Source organism: Nitrospirota bacterium, assembly GCA_016212185.1.
GTDB lineage: Bacteria > Nitrospirota > Thermodesulfovibrionia > UBA6902 > DSMQ01 > JACRGX01.
In genome coordinates, this window is sequence record JACRGX010000103.1 from 1 (window position 1) to 18,578 (window position 18,578).

The following is an 18,578-nucleotide window of genomic DNA, read 5'->3' on the forward strand; positions in this document are numbered from 1 at the left end:
GCAATGACACGCATAAAAAATCCGAAAAAGATAAGGGTATAAACCCTGGCCCTTGGAAATAAAAGTATATAGGCTCCGAGTATGCCGGCAACTGCGCCGCTGGCCCCTACCATCGGCACCATGGATGAAGCGGATGTAAGCGCGTAGCTGTAAGCGGCGGCAATGCCCGAAAGAAGATAAAATATTATAAACCTTACATGCCCTAATTTATCCTCTATGTTATTGCCGAATATCCAGAGATAAAGCATATTGCCCGCAATATGAAGCAGTCCGCCGTGCATAAACATGGATGTAAAAACAGTTAAAAATGGATGAATGGGCTGAACCGGATTAAAAGTTAAAATATAATTTGGAATGGCGCCGTAGGCAAAGACAATATTTTTCGGGCCTGCCGGAGAGGTCATCTGCAGGATAAAAACTATAATGTTCGCCGCGATCAGCCCAATCGTTACAAAAGGGAAAATAGTTATGGGATTGTCGTCTTTAAACGGAATCATTTACAGTAATTGCAGTAATTGGGGTCAAGTCTTGAAATATCAGTTTAAATATTGAGTTAATTCTAACTTGCCCATTTCATGATGATATTACCCAATTCATTACCTAATTAACCGGATACTACCTAATTCACCATTTATCTGTCTTCTGCCACTGAGCACTCTGCCCGCGGCCCAGACACTTAACTCGTCTGTCCGATTGCAGGGCTTTCAATACCAGCCGTATCATATCTACGCTTACACCCGGACATTCTCTCTGAATATCAGCAACACAGAATGAACCAATGGCGCGCATAATGGCGCTTATTATCAGTTCAGTTTTTGCGCCTCTGGGAGATTTTGTCTCTCTAACCCGTTCCTCAAATTCACGGTATGCGGTTTTGAGTATGAAAAGCACATAATTTATATAAGGCCAGGGGTCCTGTTTCCCTTTATGCCAGCCTTGAGAACTTTGTTCCAGTGTTTCATAATAACGTTCTTTATTCTGCTCTATAATTCTTTCAATACTTATATATCGTCCGGCTTCATAGCCGAGATGATATAACTGAAGCAGAAGCAAAAGTCTGGAAACTCTGCCATTACCATCCCTGAATGGATGTACACAGAGGAAATCCAGATTAAAGGCTGGAAGTGCGATAAGCGGGTGCACCCACTGTTCACGCATACTGTCTTTCCATAGTTTGATTAACTGACCCATATATAAAGGTGTCTTATCTGCTGAAACAGTTTTAAATCTCACCCTTGTCCTGCCGTCAGAGTACTTCTCTATAATGTCGCTTTCTTTCTCCTTGTATTTCCCGGCATCCCATATATCTCCACGTATTAATTTGTGCAGTTTGAGAATAGTGTCCTCAGATACTTTCAACTTACTGCCTTGTTCATGAATAAGTTTCAGGGCATTCCGGTAACCCCTAACTTCTTCCTCGTCACGATCACGAAGGTGTGTTTTGCCCAGTACGATTGTACGGACACGTGTCTGGTCTACAGTCACACCCTCAATACGATTAGATGAGACTGCGCTTTCTATCAATGCGTGTTCACGCAAGGCTTTGAGCCTCTGCGGCGCCTGTTTGGTAAATAGTTCCTGTCTTCCCCGTGATTCACCAAGGTCAGATAGATACCATGATGTGACCGCTGGAATAGTTCTTGGCTTAGAAGAAAACTGCCGTAGTGTCATCATTCTTTAAGGTCTCCGAATAAGGGTAAAAAAGTGAGCCGTGCTGGATTCGAACCAGCGACCCGCTGATTAAGAGTCAGCTGCTCTACCAACTGAGCTAACGGCCCGATAACGACAGTTATTAGGGATTAGGGGTTAGTTGTTAGTTAAAAGAACAGATTTTAAAAAACTATTCTCCATTAACTAATCCCCAACAACTAATACCTAACTGCTGAAATTTTGCATTGCAAAATTTATATGGCGCGCCTGAAGGGATTCGAACCCCCGACCCTCGGCTCCGGAGGCCGATGCTCTAATCCGCTGAGCTACAGGCGCTATTTAGTTCACAGTTCACAATTAACAGTTCACAGATGACAGTTCACAGTTATCAATTTAAAAAAGTTTTTGTCCTACTATCAACGGTCAACTGTTAACTGTCAACTAAATTGGGGTGAGTGACGGGGGTTGAACCCGCGACCCTCTGAGCCACAGTCAGATGCTCTGCCAGTTGAGCTACACTCACCATTGTACAACAGTGATTAGTGAACAGTTAATAGTAAAAAAATAATGAATAAAAAGCAATTCTACTAATTTTTGTCATTCCGGGCTTGACCCGGAATCCAGAAGGAAACAACTGGATTCCCGCCTTCGCGGGAATGACACACGTGGGACATTTCTTATGCTGTATTCAATAATAACTGCAAATTTCACAAAGTGAAATTTGCTATGCGCCTGAAGGGATTCGAACCCCTGGCCCACTGCTTAGAAGGCAGTTGCTCTTTCCAACTGAGCTACAGGCGCTATTTAGTTAACAGTTCACAGATGACAGTTCACCGTCGACGGTTCACAGTTATCGGTTTAAAAAAGTTTTTGTCTTGCTATCAACGGTCAACTGTTAACTGTCAACTGCAAATTTTGCTCCGCAAAATTTGCATGGTCGGGGCGAGAGGATTCGAACCTCCGACATCCTGCTCCCAAAGCAGGCGCGCTACCAGGCTGCGCTACGCCCCGGATAATTTTATATTTTCAAATATCTCTGAACAATCTGCGTCAGGCGCGCTACTCCCGACAGGTCGGGACGCTACGCCCCGGATAATTTTAAGATGATTACTGTAAACATTTATTATACTAAAAATCAATTTATTATGACGGGAATGCTTTGCTTCTCCTGCAATGATAATTTCCCTTCTTTGCTTTTCCGCGCCCCTTTACTTCCCTCCCCCTTTTACGGGGGAGGGTGTGGGTGGGGGTGTTTAAGATGCTATGTTCACACTCCCCTTCATCCCCTCCCGTCAAGGGATGGGAAACTTTAGGATAGCTCACTGCCTCTGCAGCGGGGAAGTTTTATCGCGTTCCCATTCGGAACTTTATTAATGGGGGTTTACTTAATTTTTATCAATATGCTACAATAATCCAATTCGCAAAAATGAAAGGAGATTGTTGAATACGCTCAACATTACAAGTATGGGTTTAGGCAAGGAAAAGAAAAACGAGATAATCAACAAGTTCAAGGTACATGAGACCGATACAGGTTCCCCTGAGGTTCAAATTGCAATAATAAGCGAACGGTTGAACTCACTTTCAGAACATTTCAGGCTTCATAAAAAAGACCATCACTCCCGGAGAGGGCTTTTAAAGCTCGTCGGACAGAGGCGCAGGTTGCTGGATTATCTGAAGATGAATAATAAGGGACGGTATGACACGGTTGTCGAACAGCTTGGATTGAAAAAATAGCAAATGACAAAGGTTGAACTTGAAGTTCAGGGCAAGACCCTTATTCTTGAAACAGGACTCTTCGCAAAACAGGCAGACGGCTCAATAATTGCCAGATACGGCAATACAGTCATATTAGCCACGGCAGTAGCCAAGAAGGAAGAAAAAGAAGGTTTAGATTTTTTCCCCCTCACGATTGATTATCAGGAAAAGGCATATGCGGCTGGCAAAATTCCCGGAGGCTTTTTTAAACGCGAAGGGAAGCCGAGCGAAAAAGAAGTGCTTACTTCCCGGCTGATTGACCGGTCGCTGAGACCGCTTTTCCCGGACGGCTTCTATAGGGAAACTCAGGGGATTGTTTCCGTATTATCTTACGGCGACGAAAACATATCGGATGTATTAGGCATCATCGGAATGTCAGCCGCCCTCGGCATATCACCTATCCCGTTGGAATTCCCGGTCGGAGCCGTAAGGATTGGAATAATTGACAGCGCCTTTGTCATAAACCCAGACTTAAAGGAAACCGCTGAGTGCGATTTCAGCCTGGTTATTGCCGGCACAGAGGATGCGGTTGTCATGGTGGAAGGCGGAGGGCTTGAAATCATCAGTGAAACCACCCTGCTTGAGGCTATTGATGCCGCACATAAGGAAATAAAAAGAATTATTGATCTTCAAAAACAGCTTATATCAATGATAGGCAAGCCGAAGACCGCTGTCACCCCCCCTGTCATTAATAAAGAGCTTTTAAATTCAGTTTCAAATCTTGCTTTAGCAAAAGTAAAAGAAGCTATTACGGTGCCTGACAAATTAAGAAGGCAGGATACCCTCGATGCAATACTTAAAGACGTCATCACTTCCTTGAACACAGGGGAAACGGATATATCAAAAGACATCTCCTCTGTTTTTAACGCTCTGGAAAAAGATCTCGTCAGAAATATGATCCTTGAGAAAGGCATAAGGGCCGACGGCCGCAAGCCTGATGAAATCAGGAAAATAAGCGCCGATGTCGGAATCCTCCCGCGGACACACGGCTCAGCGCTTTTTGTAAGAGGAGAAACACAGTGCCTTGCCATAGTTACGCTCGGGACCTCAGAAGACGAGCAGAGGATTGACGCCCTGGAGGGCGAGTCAAAAAAAACCTTTATGCTTCATTATAACTTTCCTCCGTTCAGCGTTGGAGAGGTCAAACCCCTGCGCGGACCCGGCAGAAGGGAAATAGGTCACGGAATGCTGGCAGAGAGAGCGCTTAAGGCGCTACTCCCTCAAAAAACAGACTTCCCCTACACCATTAGGATAGTCGCAGACGTACTTGAATCAAATGGTTCATCGTCTATGGCAACTGTATGCGGAGGAAGCCTTGCACTCATGGATGCAGGCGTTCCCATAAAGTCGCCGGTGGCAGGCATTGCAATGGGCCTTATAAAGGAAGGCGCGAAGGTGGTGGTCCTCACGGACATCCTGGGTCTTGAAGACCACCTCGGAGATATGGATTTTAAGGTCACAGGCACTGAGGAAGGCATTACGGCCTTTCAAATGGATGTTAAGATAAGCGGCGTAACAAGAGGAATAATGGAAACTGCGCTGGAGCAGGCCAGAAAAGGCAGGCTTTATATTCTCGGCAAAATGTCTGAAATTCTCGCGGGCCCGAGGGAAAATCTTTCAACACATGCGCCAAGAATTTTCACGATGCAGATAAAGACTGACAAGATAAGGGAAGTAATCGGACCGGGCGGCAAGGTCATCCGGGGAATAGTAGAGCAGACAGGCGTTAAGATTGACATTGATGACACCGGTCATATCAATATTGCCTCAATAGATGAAACCTCAGCGCAAAAAGCCATAGATATTATAAAAGGTATCGTCGCAGATGCTGAACTGGGAAAAATTTACATGGGAAAGGTGAAAAGGGTTGTTGATTTCGGGGCCTTTGTGGAAATCTTCCCGGGGACTGAAGGACTGGTTCACATATCTCAAATTTCAGATACGCGAATTGCAAAAGTCACGGACGAAATTAACGAAGGCGATGAAATCCTGGTCAAGGTAATTGAGATAGACAAGACAGGACGCATACGGCTCAGCAGAAAAGATGCAATGAAAGAAAAGACGCCGGCGGCGCAGTAAAACTGATACAGAATACATGATAATGACATCATTTAATTTCAATCATAATAAACTACCCCGCAGTTCCGACATTTCGGGACGAGGTATCTAAATCGTCATTCCGGCTTGTCCGGAATCTTTTCTTGAGTAAGTAAAAAAGAAGGATTCCCGTCTCCGCGGGAATGACAAGCAAAGTACGGAGCTTAACCCGAAGCAAAGCTTCGAGGAATTTTTGAATTAACATGTATAAAAAAATACTTCTTGACAACGGCATACCTGTAGTCATTGAAACCTCAAAAGATACCCAGTCCGTGTGCATCGGAATATGGGTAAAAGTAGGCGCAAGGCACGAACCTGCGGATAAAAACGGCATCTCCCACTTCTTTGAACATATGGTCTTTAAGGGGACAAAAAAAAGAACAGCCCGTGAAATCGCTGTGGGAATAGACTCCATCGGAGGGGAACTGAACGCCTTTACTTCGCGGGAGAGCACAACTTTTTATATAAAGATTCTTGATGAATATATAGGAAAGGCGCTGGACCTCCTGACAGACATGTTTCTTAATTCCACTTTCCCCGATGAAGATATTGAAAAAGAAAAAGGCATAATAATGGAAGAAATAAAAATGGTTGAGGACACTCCCGACGACCACATTCATGACATATTCTGCAGAAATGTATGGGGCAAAAGGGGGCTGGGGCAGACCATTCTGGGCAAAGAGGCTGTAATAAAGACCTTTACAAGAAATGACCTGACAAATCATATAAAAAAGTACTACGGTAAAAAGGATATTGTAATTGCCTGCGCCGGCAATCTCAGGGAAAAGAAAGTTATTGACAGCCTCAATCAGGGAATAGGCCGGTTAAAAAGACACTCTGAGGTAAAGCAGGAGGTCCCGGTAAAATTCACCGGAGGGCTGCATGCAGTACATAAAGATTTGCAGGAAACACACATATGCCTTGGCTTAAAAGGACTGCCTCAGGGAAGCGAAGAACGTTATACAATGCATCTTCTGAATACAATATTAGGCGCCGGTGTCAGTTCCAGGCTGTTTCAGGAAATAAGAGAAAAAAGAGGGCTTGCCTATTCAATCTACTCATTCAATGCGGCTTATTATGATACGGGCCTGTGGGCCGTTTATGCGGGAACTGATAACCGCCACGCCAAAGAAGTTGTCAATCTCATAACCGGTGAAATGAGAAATCTTTCCTCCACCATTACTACCGACGAACTCCGGAGGGCCAAGGATCAGCTTAAAGGCAATCTTATCCTTGTACTTGAGTCCACAAACAATAAAATGACAAATATAGCCAGGCAGGAAATATATTACGGACAGTATTTCTCTCCGCAGAAGATAATAAAAGCAGTAGAAGCCGTTACGCTTGAAGAGATAAAATCACTCGCTGAAAGGCTGACAAACGACAGCCCCTTTGCAGCAACCATCTACGGGCCCGCGAAAGACAGGAATTTAAAAAACTTAAATCTTTAATCCCGCATTTATATAATAAAGGCATATATGTTTGAAAAACTTTAAGGCAACACCTTAAAGTCAGGCTGCCTTTTACAAATAGTTCAAAGCAAATACTTAAAACTTTTTGCAGCATGACAGATAATAATCATGTTGTTTTCTTAAAGTTTTGAGGGCATATATGCTTTTATTATTCACTTTACCCCAGATCCCTGTGAACTACCATTACCGCAATCTTTTTATTCCTGAAGAATTTTTTAATTTCCTCAATAAGCGCAGGCGACCTGTGCCTGCCGCCTGTACAGCCGATGCCGATAGTCAGGTAACTCCGTCCCTCCTGGGCGTAAAGCGGGATAATATAATTTAACAGCGAATAGAGCCTGTCAAGAAAAGGCCTTGTATCTTGCTGTGTAAGCACAAACTTCCTGAGTTTTGGGGTTGTCCCGGCAAGATGTTTCAGTCCTTCTATGAAATTCGGATTCGGCAGAAACCTTACGTCAAACAGAAGATCAGCCTCAGCAGGAATGCCGTATTTATAACCAAAGGATATAAGCGTAACTGACAGCGGCCTTGCCTCCTCCTTCGTATATATTTTTTTAATGACCCTCCTCAGATCATGCGGGCTTAAAGGCGACGTGTCAATGATTCTGTCTGCCGCCTTGCGTATATCAGACATCAAACCGCGTTCCCTGTCAATTGCCTTCCTCAGGTCCTTGAATCCAAGAGGGTGAGGCCGTCTTGTCTCCTTAAACCTTCTTATAAGGACCTTTTCCGCCGCCTCAAGAAATATAATTTCCACCTTATGCTTCTTTTTCAAGGCCAAAACTGTTCCTGAAAAATCGGCTAAAAACTTTCTTTCCCTGACGTCCATGCCGAAAGCAATTCTTGTAATTGAAGGGGTCTTGCAGCACAGGTCAGCAAACGACTTTATGAGCGATGTGGGAAGGTTGTCAACACAGAAAAAACCGCTGTCTTCAAGGGCGTTAAGCGCAACAGATTTGCCTGCGCCCGAAAGACCCGTCAGGATAACTGTAAAGAGGCGCCTGGTCTTAGGAGTTTTCATCTAATAGGCTCAATAAGTTCCAGGTCGCCGTTTCTCCTTTTATACATGACATTAATATCTCCGGAAGAGGCATTTGCAAAGACAAAGAAATTTTTATCAAGAAGCTGCATCTGCATCGCCGCCTCTTCAGGACTCATCGGCTTTACATCAAATGTTCTCCTCTTTATGTCCACAGTCCTCTGTTCTTTTAATTCAGGGGCCGTCCTGGTTTTTTCCTCGTTTTTTCTGTGGGAAACAGTCTTTTCCTTATATTTTCTAATTTGATGTTCAAGTTTTTCCACAACATCATCAATGGATGTATACATTTCGCCGGTAATGCTCTCCGCCTGTATCTGCATGCCGTTGATCTTTAAAAGCACTTCCACCTTATGCCGGTATTTCTCCACGCCAAGGGTTACCGTGGCTTCGGTAATATTGCCGGAATATTTATTGAATTTTTTCATTTTATCCTCTGCATACTTCTTTAAATTCTCCGTCAGCTCCATGTGTCTGCCCGTAATGATTACGTTCATTGATTTCCTCCTTTCAAATAAGTTTAATCCCCCTAAAATCTTTTTTTGCGCCTTGCATGAGACTGTATCTTCATCTCATCGCGGTATTTTGCAACGGTCCTGTGAGCAACATTTATACTTCTGCTTCTGAGCGTTTCAACAATAAGTTTGTCATTAAGCGGGGCATTAGGGTCCTCTTTTTCTATCAGATCCTTTATAATTTCCTTAACCGTTGTAGCGGAGACATTGTCCCTCCCGGGCACGGCATTACTGAAAAAGAATCTGAAGCTGAAAAGACCTCTGGGGCACTGCAGGTATTTATTGGACGTCACCCTGCTGATTGTGCTTTCATGCAGTTCCAGGTCTAATGCTACATCCTTGAGGATCATTGGTCTAAGATATCTTATCCCTTTTCTGAAAAATTCTTCCTGAAATTTCAAAATATTTTCAGTTACTCTGTAAATCGTTTTGTTCCTCTGGTCAAGGCTTTTAAGCAGCCACATGGCAGAACGCATTTTTTCATCAAGGAATTTCCTTTCCTCCTCAGATAATGAATTCTTGTTTTTCAAAAGTCTCTTGTAATAATTTGACAGCCTGAGCCTGGGAACGCCCTCGTCATTGAGTATTATAATAAACTTGCCTTCTAATTCTTCAACATATACATCGGGTGTTATATGTATTGCATCGGTATTTGAGTAATTCCTGCCGGGCCTTGGGTCCAGCCCCTCAATAATTTTTACTGCTACCAGAACATCATCAATAGACGCTTTAAATTTAGAGGCTAACTGTTTATACTTTTTGCTGTTAAGCTCAGAGAATCCCTCCCTAAGAATTTTGTCAACAAGGGTGTTTCCCAGTTTTAACGGTTTTATCTGAAGGAGCAGACACTCCTGCAAGTCCCTTGCCCCAACACCTGACGGGTCAAAATTCTGGATAAAGGCAAGAGCTTCCTCAATCGTTGCAGCATCAACATTTGCTGCCGCGGCCATTTCCTCCATTGATGCCAAAAGATAGCCGTCATCATTAAGGTTTCCGATAATTATTTCTGCCGCCCTGCCAACCGGTTCTGACTCACGGGAAAGCCTCAACTGCCATAGCAGATGCTCGCTCAGGTCAGGCCTTTTGTTGCTGTACTCAAAAGTAGGCAACGGGTCAGCATCGTTAAAATAACCGAGATCCCTGCCGTCGCTTGCCCTTTCATCAAAATAGTCGCTTGTTGTAAAGTCAAATATCCTTTCCAGAGGAACTTCGGTATCGTCATGAGCCTCCTGTGGGGCTTCCTCCTCTTTTGCAGCCGCCGGCGCCTCTGAATCATCAGAAGGACCTTCAAAAACTTCTTCAAGAAAAGGATTTTCCATTAGTTCCTGCGCCAAATTCTGGGAAAGTTCAAGCTGCGGAAGCTGCAGGAGTTTTATGGACTGCTGAAGCTGCGGCGTCAGCACCAGCTTCTGGCTCAGTTTTAGTTCAAGTTTATTTTCTAATGCCATCAGAGCCTGAAATCCTCTCCAAGGTAGTTTCTTCTTACACCTTCATTGCAAACTAAAACCTCCGGTTGGCCGTGTGCAAGGATACTGCCGTCGCTGATTATATAAGCCCTGTCGGTTATTGAAAGCGTCTCCCTTACATTATGGTCCGTTATTATCAGCCCTATTCCCTTTTCTTTAAGTTGTTCTATTGTTTTTTTTAATTCTATCACTGCAAGGGGGTCTATCCCTGCAAAAGGTTCATCAAGCAGAATAAACAGCGGATTTAATGCCAGAACTCTTGCTATTTCAACCTTTCTGCGCTCGCCGCCCGAAAGCTGATACCCGAGCCTCCCTGCAAAGGGAGTTAATTTAAACTCTTCAAGAATATCTTTAAGCCTGCCGCCGTTATTCGTCTTCCCGTCTTCAGACACCTCAAGAACGGCGCTGATGTTATCCTCAACGCTCAGTTTTCTGAAAATAGAGGCTTCCTGCGGAAGATAGCCTATCCCTTTTTTTGCCCTTTTATACATGGGAGAGCTGTTGAGGTTTTCACCGTCAAGAAAAACCGCTCCGCTGTCCGGCGTGATGAGTCCCAGCACCATATAAAATGTGGTTGTCTTCCCTGCGCCGTTTGGTCCGAGCAAACCTACTATTTCTCCTGAATTAATATTTATGCTGATGTCCCTGACAGCTTCTTTGCCGTGGTAGTTTTTTTTAAGATTTTTGACCTCTAATGTATGCATTATTTCTTTGTCTGCTGGCTGCTCTTCATAAATACCTTACTGCCTTCAACCACAGAGCGGTCATCTTTAAGGTAGTAAATTATTTGTGTACCCGTAATAATATTTTCTCCCTCAACCGCCCGCGGCTCGCCCGTAAAAATAATCTTCCCCTCTTCGTCCAGATATGTTGCCTCGTTTGAAAAAATGACGCGTTCTTTCTTATGAACCTTCACATTTCCCGATGCATATATTTTTGATACTTTTCCCTCTGAATTATCATAAAAGACCGTCATCTTATCGGAGTGCATTACTATATCATCGGTTTTTGCCACCACAGAGCCCTCAAAGACGGCTGTATTGGTCTTATTGTCCGCCATGAGCGTATCTGAAGTAATGACTAACGGCTTTTTCTCGCCGGAGACGGCAACAGCCGACGCCATAGCATTGGCGGCAAAAATTATAATAATAAAAATTATTTTAGCGATAAAATATGCCCTGGACATCTTTCAATACCTTTACCTTCCTGTCGCTTACATTTACCGTAAGCCCCTTGCCTTGCATTAAAAAGTTTTTGCCTTTAAGGCTGACATTATCACGGGTTGTCATCACTTCATCCTCGCCGTGCCATGTCAGGGAGTTTGTAGTCAATACAGACCCGTCCATTGTTATCTCCACAGGCATGCCTATTTCAAGCAGTTTCTCCTGCACGCTGTAATTTCCCTTGCCTCCGGTAAGGATTATTTCCTTCTCCTGATATATTTTCACGGTTATATCACTGAGGAAAATTTCGTTATTCCCTTCCTGAAAGTCAGCGCTTTCTGCAGTAAGTTCCCATTTAATCCTATCTCCAGCCTTACGGGCTAAATGAAAGCCTTTTATAGCGGACGTCTTATATGAAGACCGTGGTTTTACACTGTTTTCCCTGTAACTCAGTATGAGAAAAAACACAAGGGCCAATACTATGGATAAAACTAACAGCAGCTTGCCCTTCATTATATTATTAGTCTATCACACACCATATGGCTTGTAAAGAGTTCTTACGCCTTAGCCGCATATTGATCTTCCCTGTGCCAAGACCACAGGGAATCTAATGAAAGAAATTTCTTTATCCTATTCGCTCGCTTAACTCGTGGCAAGACCACGGAATACGCTCGCTATTCATTTGAGTCATTCAAATAATGCGTCAACAAATTCATCTGCATTAAAATCCCTAAGGTCATCTATGCCTTCCCCGATTCCTATCAATTTGACAGGGATATTAAGCTCCTTTTTTATGGCTATAATGATCCCTCCCCTTGCAGTGCCGTCAAGTTTTGTTAGCGCAATACCGGTTATATGGACCGTTTCGCTGAATATCTTGGCCTGATGTATTACATTTTGCCCGGAAGTTGCATCAACGACGAGCAGGACTTCATGGGGCGCAGCCGGCAGTTCCCTGCTGATTACGCGTTTTACCTTTTTTAATTCCTCCATTAAATTAATCTTTGTATGAAGCCTTCCGGCTGTATCAACAATGACCACATCAGCATTTTTTGCCTTCGCGGAAACAACGGCATCAAACGCAACCGCCGCCGGGTCTGCGCCGCTTTTATGCTTTACTATCTGCGCCCCTGACCTTCCGGCCCATATCTCAAGCTGTTCTATGGCAGCCGCCCTGAAGGTGTCCCCTGCGGCAAGGATTACCTTAAGCCCCTCATTTGCAAAACGGCCGGCAAGCTTGCCGATAGTGGTAGTTTTGCCAGTTCCATTAACGCCTACGGTAAGAATTACATAAGGCCTGTCAGCAGTGATATTAATTCCGGAGCCGTCCCGGATTATTTTCTTAATTTCGTCCTTCAGGGCTTTTTTAAGCTCCACGGTATCCGGAATTTCACCCTTTTTAACCTTTTCTTTTAATGCTGAAATTATATCCGCCGACGCTCCCGGCCCCACATCCGCCATTATGAGAAGGTCTTCCAGCTCATTAAGGAGCTTTTCATCAACAACCCTCCTGTAAAATAACTGCTCGGTTTTTTCAACAAGATTCTTCCTTGTCTTTGAAAGTCCCTGTTTTAACCTGTCAAAAAGTCCCAAAACGCCTCCTGTTAATCACAAATTATGTAATTTATATAATAACATTTTTTATGCATGGAAAATGAACCTTCCTGCAGCAAACTGCAGGGTATCATAGAATTGAATATTTCTTTTTTGGTCATTCCCGCTTGTCGGGAATCCTTCCGAAAAGAAAGATTCTGGACAAGCCAGAATGACAGAAATATGGTAACCCTGTAGCAAGCTACAGGGAATTACGAGTTAAAATAAGAAAGGCAGGATTTCCCTGCCTTTCCATGGAAAAACTGTGAGAGGATTTTCTTAGAAACCGAATGGTTTTGCAAAAAGGACTATAAGAACCACAACAAGGGCATAGATACAGAGGGACTCAATCATGGCAAGACCGATAATAAGCGTGGTCGTAATTTTGCCGGAAGCCGCCGGATTTCTTGCAACGCCTTCTGCAGCCTTGCTAAGTCCTATTCCCTGTCCGATGCCTGTTCCAAAAGCGCCAAGACCAATTGCCAAACCGCAGGCCAGAACAGCCATGCCGTAATAACCCATCTTACCGTCGCTGACAGCCTCTTCTTTTGCCGCCTCCTTTGGAGATGCTTCAGCAAAGACTATTGGGGCTAAAAGACATACAAGCATACCGGCAAGCAGAACCGCAGACAGAATTTTTTTCATTTCTCCTCCTTTCGTAATTGACATTTTATTAATGGGATTCCTCAACTGCGCCAGCAAGATAAAGTGTTGTGAGCAAAACAAAAACAAATGCCTGAATTACAGAAACAAGAACACCCAGCCCTAAAACAGCCGTCGGTACAACGGCAGGCGCAAGAAGCCCCAGTATCAGCAGTATCTTATGTTTTGCAATCATATTGCCGAATAACCGCACCGACAATGTCAAAGGCCTTGCGATATGACCGATAAGCTCAATAAAAAACATAAGAAGCATCAGGGGCAGGGCAACGATAGACCTCATCGGGCCCACAAAATGTTTAATATAACTGAATTTATGGATTTTAATACCGTAATAGTGTGTTGCGAAAAATACCGGGATAGCCAGCGCCGCCGTTGTATTTATGTTGCTCGTGGGCGCCTCAAAACCGGGAATAAGCCCCAGGAAATTACAAACCATTATATACATGCCGAGGGTTGCAATAAGCGGGAAAAAAAATCTTCCCATATGCCCTATATTGCTCTCGGCAAGATTCAAAAGCATTTCAGCCACAGCCTCAACAATATTTTGCACGCCCTGCGGGATAAGTTTAAGCGAGGACCTTACAAGAATGGAAACACCTAAGAGAAATGCCATGGCAACCCACGAATAAGTTACAAATGCCGGCTCTCCAATTATGGACGGCACTAACAACGGCGCTTCGTGCATAATCCCCCTCCATGTTTACAGCTTACCGGTAAAATTGAAAAAGTATGTTAATTCAGACAGTCTTTTATGTCAAGTCATAAATATAAATTTATAAATTTAAAATTTTTATAGTGTGAAGCGCCTGAAGACAATTAAAAAAGAGTCCCGATTATTCGGGACTCTTTTTTAATCTTAAATCCGGCAGCGACCTACTTTCCCAGGACCTCACGATCCAAGTATCATCGGCCCTGGAGGGCTTAACTTCCGTGTTCGGGATGGGAACGGGTGTGACACCTCCGGCAACGCCACCGGAAAATTTTAGCGTATAGATAATATAACAAAAATAAATTAAAAAAAGCAACCACAAAAACCATCCGGTTTAATTCTTAACTCTTCACTTTTAACTTTTAACTCTTAACTCCTAATTCCATTTTTTTGCCGGAGGCAAAAAAATGGTGGAGGTGAACGGGATCCCGAATCGTCGGGATGACCTTCCCGACTTGTCGGGACGCTCTCCTCTTCAAATCAACAACCCTATCTTACTTCTGAAATTAAAAAATTGGTGGAGGTGAACGGGATCGAACCGATGACCTCCTGCTTGCAAAGCAGGCGCTCTCCCAACTGAGCTACACCCCCGGGAAAAATTCACTCGCGAATTTCTGAGTTAAAAGTTATTAGTTAATTGTTACTAGTATAAAACAAAAAAACCAGAACTAACAACTTTTCACTTTTAACTCAGATTTTATCACAGGCAAAGTCTGTATGGTGGGCCTAAGTGGAATCGAACCACTCACCTCACCCTTATCAGGGGTGCGCTCTAACCAACTGAGCTATAGGCCCGCATATTGTTTAATGGTTATCAATGAGCAATCAGCAATTACGGAGAACTTATAAAGTACATTATAAAAATACTGCTTGTCAATTGATCTTCCCCGTATGCAAGACAACAGGGAATCTAATGTAAGGAATTTTTCATATTCGCTCGCTATCCATTTAACCGCTCAGCATACAATTACTTCTTTATCTGAAAAATTCTTCACAAGCCTTGCGATTATCTCTTCAATAAATTCGTCATCCAGCCATTTTTCTATCCTGTGTTTTTTACAAAGATATTTGACCTTTGATTCGTAATTCATTCTGTCTATCAAAATACTGTCCGCATAAGGGCGTATATGTTTTACAAGGGAATCAGGATTCATCGGAAGCACAGGTCCTATAAAGACATAGGTTTTAATCCCCCTATTATGCAATTGTTTCAACGCCTCAATACGCGCCTGAATTGGCGGAGCGCAGGGTTCAAAAATTTTTCTCATGCCGTCATCGTCGGTTGTTATTGTCAGACCGGCATCTGCATTTTTGAGTTTTGAAATCACATCAATATCTCTAAGCACCAGAGGGGATTTTGTAAGTATGTCCACCGGAAATTGAAATAATGCCAAGACCTCAAGGCATTTTCTTGTAATCATGTATTTTGCTTCAACCGGCTGATATGGGTCAGTCACTGAACTCATGATTATACTGCCTCTATCGGCGCGCTTAAGCTGTCTCTTTAATACCTCCGGGGCATTGATTTTCACATCAACAAAACTCCCCCACGGCTCCATATGCCCTGTAAACCGCTTCATGAAAACGGCATAGCAGTATTTGCAGGCATGGGCGCAGCCGGCATAAGGGTTAATACAATACTTTGCGCCGGGGATGCCGGACTTTGAAAGGACAGAGCGGACAGTTATTTCATTTATTATTTGTTTCACAATCCGGGGGAAATAGCAAATATTGATCTTCCCTGTGGCAAGACCACAGGGAATACGCTCGCTATCCATTCAATTAATGCCATAATCTGGTTTCTATTTCATTCAGCAGGCGGTTAAAAGTTTCCGGCTTTAAGGCTGAAATTGCAATCCCGTCGAATCTCCTGCAAATACCTTCAGCCTCCCCGCTGTCCAATAAATCAGTTTTATTAAAAACCAAAACCTGCGGTTTTTGTGAAAGCACAAGATCAGCTAATACATTCTCAACCGACTTTATATGCTGTTCAAATCTCGGGTTTGATATATCCACAATATGCAGCAGCAGGTCCGCATCCTCAAGCTCTTCCAGCGTGGACCTGAATGCAGATGCAAGGTCCTCAGGCAGGTCGCGTATAAATCCGACTGTATCAGTAATTATAACATCCCTCTCCTTTGGAAATCTGAGCCTCCTGCTTGCAGTGTCAAGGGTTGCAAACATCTTGTCTTCCACAAAGGTCTTGCTCCTTGTGAGGTTGTTAAGAAGAGTTGATTTTCCCGCATTCGTATAGCCTATGATTGAAACAATCGGTATCCCGCTTTCTATCCTCTGTGTTTTTCTCTGCTGTCTTGCCCGCTTCAGGCTCTCAAGCTGTTTCTCAAGCAGGTTAATTCTGTCCCGGACCCTGCGCCTGTCAACTTCAAGCTTCATTTCACCGGGACCTCTCCCGCCGATTCCGCCCATCAGCCGTGACATTGCAGTCCCCTTTCCGGTAAGCATCGGAAGCCTGTAATGCAATTGGGCCAGTTCAACCTGCACCTTTCCGTCCCTGCTGTGAGCGCGCCTTGCAAATATATCCAGAATAAGCTGTGAGCGGTCTATGACCTTTAACTCTGTGATGTCGCTGATGGCTTTTATCTGTGATGGGTTGAGGTCCTGGTCAAAAATCAGCATGGTAGCGCCCTTATTCAGGGCATTAATCACAAGCTCTTTTATTTTCCCCTCGCCCATCAGGTACTTGGGGTTTATCTGCTTGGGCCTTTGAATAACTGTATCAAGAACCAGCACCTCGCTTGAATCTGCAAGTTCTTTAAGCTCTTCCATTGAATCTTCCTGTTCAGACCTCAAGCCGGTTGAAACGCTTACGAGAATTGCGCGCTCTTTTTTTGCGTCTATGCCTGAGGTTTTCCTGCCGGAGGAATAAATGGCGTCCTGCATCTCATTCTCAATATTGGACACCATTACATCAAAATCTCCTAACACTGCCTCAAGTCTTTGAAAAGGAATGTTCTTTATCTCATAATTTTTTTTTGAACCCGGCGGAAGAAGATAGGCAAGCTGAATGTTGTCGGGAGTCTCGCCTTTAATGCCTATCACAATGAGCGCATCCAGTCTTAACAGCGAGAGGTCGGTCAAATCATCCTGACTTACAGGCTCGTTTTTCAGATGAGTATGAATAAGCCTGAGCCCCCTCAGAACTCTTCTTCCGAGCGGATAATCGGCAAGTTCAGGGATAAAAATGCCCTTTGCGTCGCCGATAATCACATAACAGACATTACCGTCCCTGTCGGCAAGCACGCCTATCTGCCTGCCGGTCACCGCAGAACATTCCGCCATATAATTTGCAAGCTCAAGCGTAAGGGCTTTATCCCTCGGAATGCGCCTGCGGTAAATCCGCTCAACCGCCCTGAGGTCGCCCTTTTTTAAACCTGAAGTATTGCCGTAAACTGACGGGATATTGCCCTCCTAAATATTTTCCGGTGCGACTTAATCAGAACGGCATCAAATTGCGTCAAAATATTATTTGGTATCGGCTGCATTGAATTGTAAGCGTATAACTAATATTCCAAAATGAATATTAGTCATTTAACAAAGTATAATGATATTCAATACATAATTCAATAATTCTTTCAGGCAGTTGCCAGCCATTGACCGAATCAAGCCTTTTTGTTATACTTCTCATAATTGACTAACCGGACTAATAAACTGTCTAATAACTTGTTCCCCCTTCGCTCCGCTCAGGGAATGCGTAAGATATCAATTCTAATAACAGCAGTAATAATATTCTGTTTGATTTTAAAGGTAGGTGATGTCGAAGCACAAATTTCTTCCACTGTATTTCAAAGTGGTGTTAATGAAAATGCTTTTGAGTGGGCTTTGACAAATCCTTTAACTCCATGGGATTTCAGAGGACAGGACTATTTACAACTTAATTCCATCGGAATTATAGAAGTTACTCTAACGATGGGAGATGGCGACACAGCTCCCGGAGATTTTGATTTTAATAGTCTGACCTTGTTTCTTGATGATATTGACACTGGTATTTATTTGAATGGATTTGGCCTACCGGGTGATTCATTAGAAGAAGACAGTGTTTATATTACCCAAACAATTACGGGAAGTCCTGCTAATAGTGCGGCAATTCTTGCAGCGCTTAAGGATGATGGACAGCTGATAGGCATTGTGAAGGATCATCATACTACCCATATTCCTCCCCTTGGCGCTAACGGAATTGGGTTTCCTGCAACTTCAGAAACAACGCTTCGACTGGCTGTCGTCCCCGAACCCATAAGCTCTATTCTCTTTGTTACTGGCGGAACTCTTTTGGCAGGAAGAAGATTATTAAGAAGGAAGGCATAACACTTATAAGGCTTCCGCTTGTCAAGGGCAAAAAATCACCCTTAGCGGATTTTGAATAAATAATCTTCCGCTTTAATCTAAAGCGATACGCACATCAAAAACACACTCTGACTTAGTTTCACAATCACCGGCTGAC

Annotated in this window: 17 protein-coding genes, 7 tRNA genes and 1 rRNA gene; 4 read left to right on the forward strand and 21 right to left on the reverse strand. The window is 43.6% G+C overall.

Going from position 1 to position 18,578, the window contains the following annotated elements:
• The 7 genes from HZA10_11650 to HZA10_11680 form a co-directional block, all read right to left on the reverse strand.
• A partial coding sequence (locus HZA10_11650) for a rhomboid family intramembrane serine protease (GenBank protein MBI5196957.1) occupies window positions 1-497 on the reverse strand: 497 nt, incomplete at its 3' end.
• 127 nt (window positions 498-624) lie between these two features.
• Window positions 625-1,674: a Fic family protein gene (locus HZA10_11655; protein ID MBI5196958.1), complete on the reverse strand. Its 1,050-nt coding sequence runs from the start codon at window positions 1,672-1,674 to the stop codon at window positions 625-627.
• 31 nt (window positions 1,675-1,705) lie between these two features.
• Window positions 1,706-1,778, reverse strand: a tRNA-Lys gene (locus tag HZA10_11660).
• A gap of 131 nt (window positions 1,779-1,909) precedes the next feature.
• A tRNA-Arg gene (locus HZA10_11665) sits at window positions 1,910-1,986 on the reverse strand.
• A gap of 111 nt (window positions 1,987-2,097) precedes the next feature.
• Window positions 2,098-2,173, reverse strand: a tRNA-His gene (locus tag HZA10_11670).
• A 204-nt stretch (window positions 2,174-2,377) separates the two neighbouring features.
• Window positions 2,378-2,451, reverse strand: a tRNA-Arg gene (locus HZA10_11675).
• Window positions 2,452-2,584: 133 nt separating this feature from the next.
• A tRNA-Pro gene (locus HZA10_11680) sits at window positions 2,585-2,661 on the reverse strand.
• A gap of 453 nt (window positions 2,662-3,114) precedes the next feature.
• Between HZA10_11680 and rpsO the strand changes: the two genes are divergently transcribed.
• From rpsO to HZA10_11695, 3 genes are all read left to right on the forward strand, one after another.
• Window positions 3,115-3,384: a 30S ribosomal protein S15 gene (gene rpsO, locus HZA10_11685; GenBank protein MBI5196959.1), complete on the forward strand. Its 270-nt coding sequence runs from the start codon at window positions 3,115-3,117 to the stop codon at window positions 3,382-3,384.
• Window positions 3,385-3,387: 3 nt separating this feature from the next.
• Window positions 3,388-5,484, forward strand: coding sequence for a polyribonucleotide nucleotidyltransferase (pnp, locus tag HZA10_11690; protein ID MBI5196960.1), 2,097 nt, complete (start codon window positions 3,388-3,390; stop codon window positions 5,482-5,484).
• Between the two features lie 221 nt (window positions 5,485-5,705).
• Window positions 5,706-6,953 (forward strand): insulinase family protein, encoded by a 1,248-nt coding sequence (locus HZA10_11695; protein ID MBI5196961.1) that lies wholly within the window; start codon window positions 5,706-5,708, stop codon window positions 6,951-6,953.
• Between the two features lie 178 nt (window positions 6,954-7,131).
• On the opposite strand, the gene rapZ is transcribed toward HZA10_11695, so the two are convergent.
• From rapZ to hflX, 14 genes are all read right to left on the reverse strand, one after another.
• A complete protein-coding gene (rapZ, locus tag HZA10_11700; GenBank protein MBI5196962.1) occupies window positions 7,132-7,995 on the reverse strand; it encodes an RNase adapter RapZ in 864 nt (287 codons plus the stop codon).
• Window positions 7,992-8,507, reverse strand: coding sequence for a ribosome-associated translation inhibitor RaiA (gene raiA, locus HZA10_11705; protein ID MBI5196963.1), 516 nt, complete (start codon window positions 8,505-8,507; stop codon window positions 7,992-7,994). The genes rapZ and raiA overlap by 4 nt, the downstream gene beginning before the upstream one ends.
• A 32-nt stretch (window positions 8,508-8,539) precedes the next feature.
• Window positions 8,540-9,973 (reverse strand): RNA polymerase factor sigma-54, encoded by a 1,434-nt coding sequence (rpoN, locus tag HZA10_11710; protein MBI5196964.1) that lies wholly within the window; start codon window positions 9,971-9,973, stop codon window positions 8,540-8,542.
• Window positions 9,973-10,695 (reverse strand): LPS export ABC transporter ATP-binding protein, encoded by a 723-nt coding sequence (lptB, locus tag HZA10_11715; GenBank protein MBI5196965.1) that lies wholly within the window; start codon window positions 10,693-10,695, stop codon window positions 9,973-9,975. Before lptB ends, rpoN begins: the two co-directional genes overlap by 1 nt.
• A complete protein-coding gene (gene lptA / locus HZA10_11720; protein MBI5196966.1) occupies window positions 10,695-11,177 on the reverse strand; it encodes a lipopolysaccharide transport periplasmic protein LptA in 483 nt (160 codons plus the stop codon). Before lptA ends, lptB begins: the two co-directional genes overlap by 1 nt.
• The gene (gene lptC / locus HZA10_11725) at window positions 11,152-11,667 is read right to left on the reverse strand and encodes an LPS export ABC transporter periplasmic protein LptC (GenBank protein ID MBI5196967.1); all 516 of its coding nucleotides are present in this window, start codon (window positions 11,665-11,667) and stop codon (window positions 11,152-11,154) included. The genes lptA and lptC overlap by 26 nt, the downstream gene beginning before the upstream one ends.
• Before the next feature lie 174 nt (window positions 11,668-11,841).
• Window positions 11,842-12,747: a signal recognition particle-docking protein FtsY gene (ftsY, locus tag HZA10_11730; GenBank protein ID MBI5196968.1), complete on the reverse strand. Its 906-nt coding sequence runs from the start codon at window positions 12,745-12,747 to the stop codon at window positions 11,842-11,844.
• A 279-nt stretch (window positions 12,748-13,026) separates the two neighbouring features.
• The gene (atpE, locus tag HZA10_11735; GenBank protein MBI5196969.1) at window positions 13,027-13,269 is read right to left on the reverse strand and encodes an ATP synthase F0 subunit C; all 243 of its coding nucleotides are present in this window, start codon (window positions 13,267-13,269) and stop codon (window positions 13,027-13,029) included.
• 151 nt (window positions 13,270-13,420) lie between these two features.
• A complete protein-coding gene (atpB, locus tag HZA10_11740; protein MBI5196970.1) occupies window positions 13,421-14,095 on the reverse strand; it encodes a F0F1 ATP synthase subunit A in 675 nt (224 codons plus the stop codon).
• A 175-nt stretch (window positions 14,096-14,270) separates the two neighbouring features.
• Window positions 14,271-14,387, reverse strand: a 5S ribosomal RNA gene (gene rrf / locus HZA10_11745).
• A 247-nt stretch (window positions 14,388-14,634) separates the two neighbouring features.
• Window positions 14,635-14,710: transfer RNA gene (locus HZA10_11750), tRNA-Ala, on the reverse strand.
• Window positions 14,711-14,837: 127 nt separating this feature from the next.
• Window positions 14,838-14,914, reverse strand: a tRNA-Ile gene (locus HZA10_11755).
• Between the two features lie 161 nt (window positions 14,915-15,075).
• Window positions 15,076-15,828: a radical SAM protein gene (locus HZA10_11760; protein ID MBI5196971.1), complete on the reverse strand. Its 753-nt coding sequence runs from the start codon at window positions 15,826-15,828 to the stop codon at window positions 15,076-15,078.
• 73 nt (window positions 15,829-15,901) lie between these two features.
• On the reverse strand, window positions 15,902-17,539 hold the full coding sequence (gene hflX / locus HZA10_11765) for a GTPase HflX (protein ID MBI5196972.1): 1,638 nt from the start codon (window positions 17,537-17,539) through the stop codon (window positions 15,902-15,904).
• A gap of 288 nt (window positions 17,540-17,827) precedes the next feature.
• Between hflX and HZA10_11770 the strand changes: the two genes are divergently transcribed.
• The gene (locus HZA10_11770; protein ID MBI5196973.1) at window positions 17,828-18,442 is read left to right on the forward strand and encodes a hypothetical protein; all 615 of its coding nucleotides are present in this window, start codon (window positions 17,828-17,830) and stop codon (window positions 18,440-18,442) included.
• Window positions 18,443-18,578: the final 136 nt, after the last annotated feature.

Excerpts from the sequence above, each read along its gene's own strand:
- HZA10_11695 (MBI5196961.1), top strand. The coding sequence starts at position 5,706 with ATGTATAAAAAAATACTTCTTGACAACGGCATACCTGTAGTCATTGAA.
- rpoN (MBI5196964.1), bottom strand. The coding sequence starts at position 9,973 with ATGGCATTAGAAAATAAACTTGAACTAAAACTGAGCCAGAAGCTGGTG.
- rpsO (MBI5196959.1), top strand. The coding sequence starts at position 3,115 with ATGGGTTTAGGCAAGGAAAAGAAAAACGAGATAATCAACAAGTTCAAG.
- raiA (MBI5196963.1), bottom strand. The coding sequence starts at position 8,507 with ATGAACGTAATCATTACGGGCAGACACATGGAGCTGACGGAGAATTTA.
- atpE (MBI5196969.1), bottom strand. The coding sequence starts at position 13,269 with ATGGGTTATTACGGCATGGCTGTTCTGGCCTGCGGTTTGGCAATTGGT.
- HZA10_11770 (MBI5196973.1), top strand. The coding sequence starts at position 17,828 with ATGCGTAAGATATCAATTCTAATAACAGCAGTAATAATATTCTGTTTG.
- lptC (MBI5196967.1), bottom strand. The coding sequence starts at position 11,667 with ATGAAGGGCAAGCTGCTGTTAGTTTTATCCATAGTATTGGCCCTTGTG.
- atpB (MBI5196970.1), bottom strand. The coding sequence starts at position 14,095 with ATGCACGAAGCGCCGTTGTTAGTGCCGTCCATAATTGGAGAGCCGGCA.
- pnp (MBI5196960.1), top strand. The coding sequence starts at position 3,388 with ATGACAAAGGTTGAACTTGAAGTTCAGGGCAAGACCCTTATTCTTGAA.
- rapZ (MBI5196962.1), bottom strand. The coding sequence starts at position 7,995 with ATGAAAACTCCTAAGACCAGGCGCCTCTTTACAGTTATCCTGACGGGT.
- lptA (MBI5196966.1), bottom strand. The coding sequence starts at position 11,177 with ATGTCCAGGGCATATTTTATCGCTAAAATAATTTTTATTATTATAATT.
- lptB (MBI5196965.1), bottom strand. The coding sequence starts at position 10,695 with ATGCATACATTAGAGGTCAAAAATCTTAAAAAAAACTACCACGGCAAA.
- HZA10_11655 (MBI5196958.1), bottom strand. The coding sequence starts at position 1,674 with ATGATGACACTACGGCAGTTTTCTTCTAAGCCAAGAACTATTCCAGCG.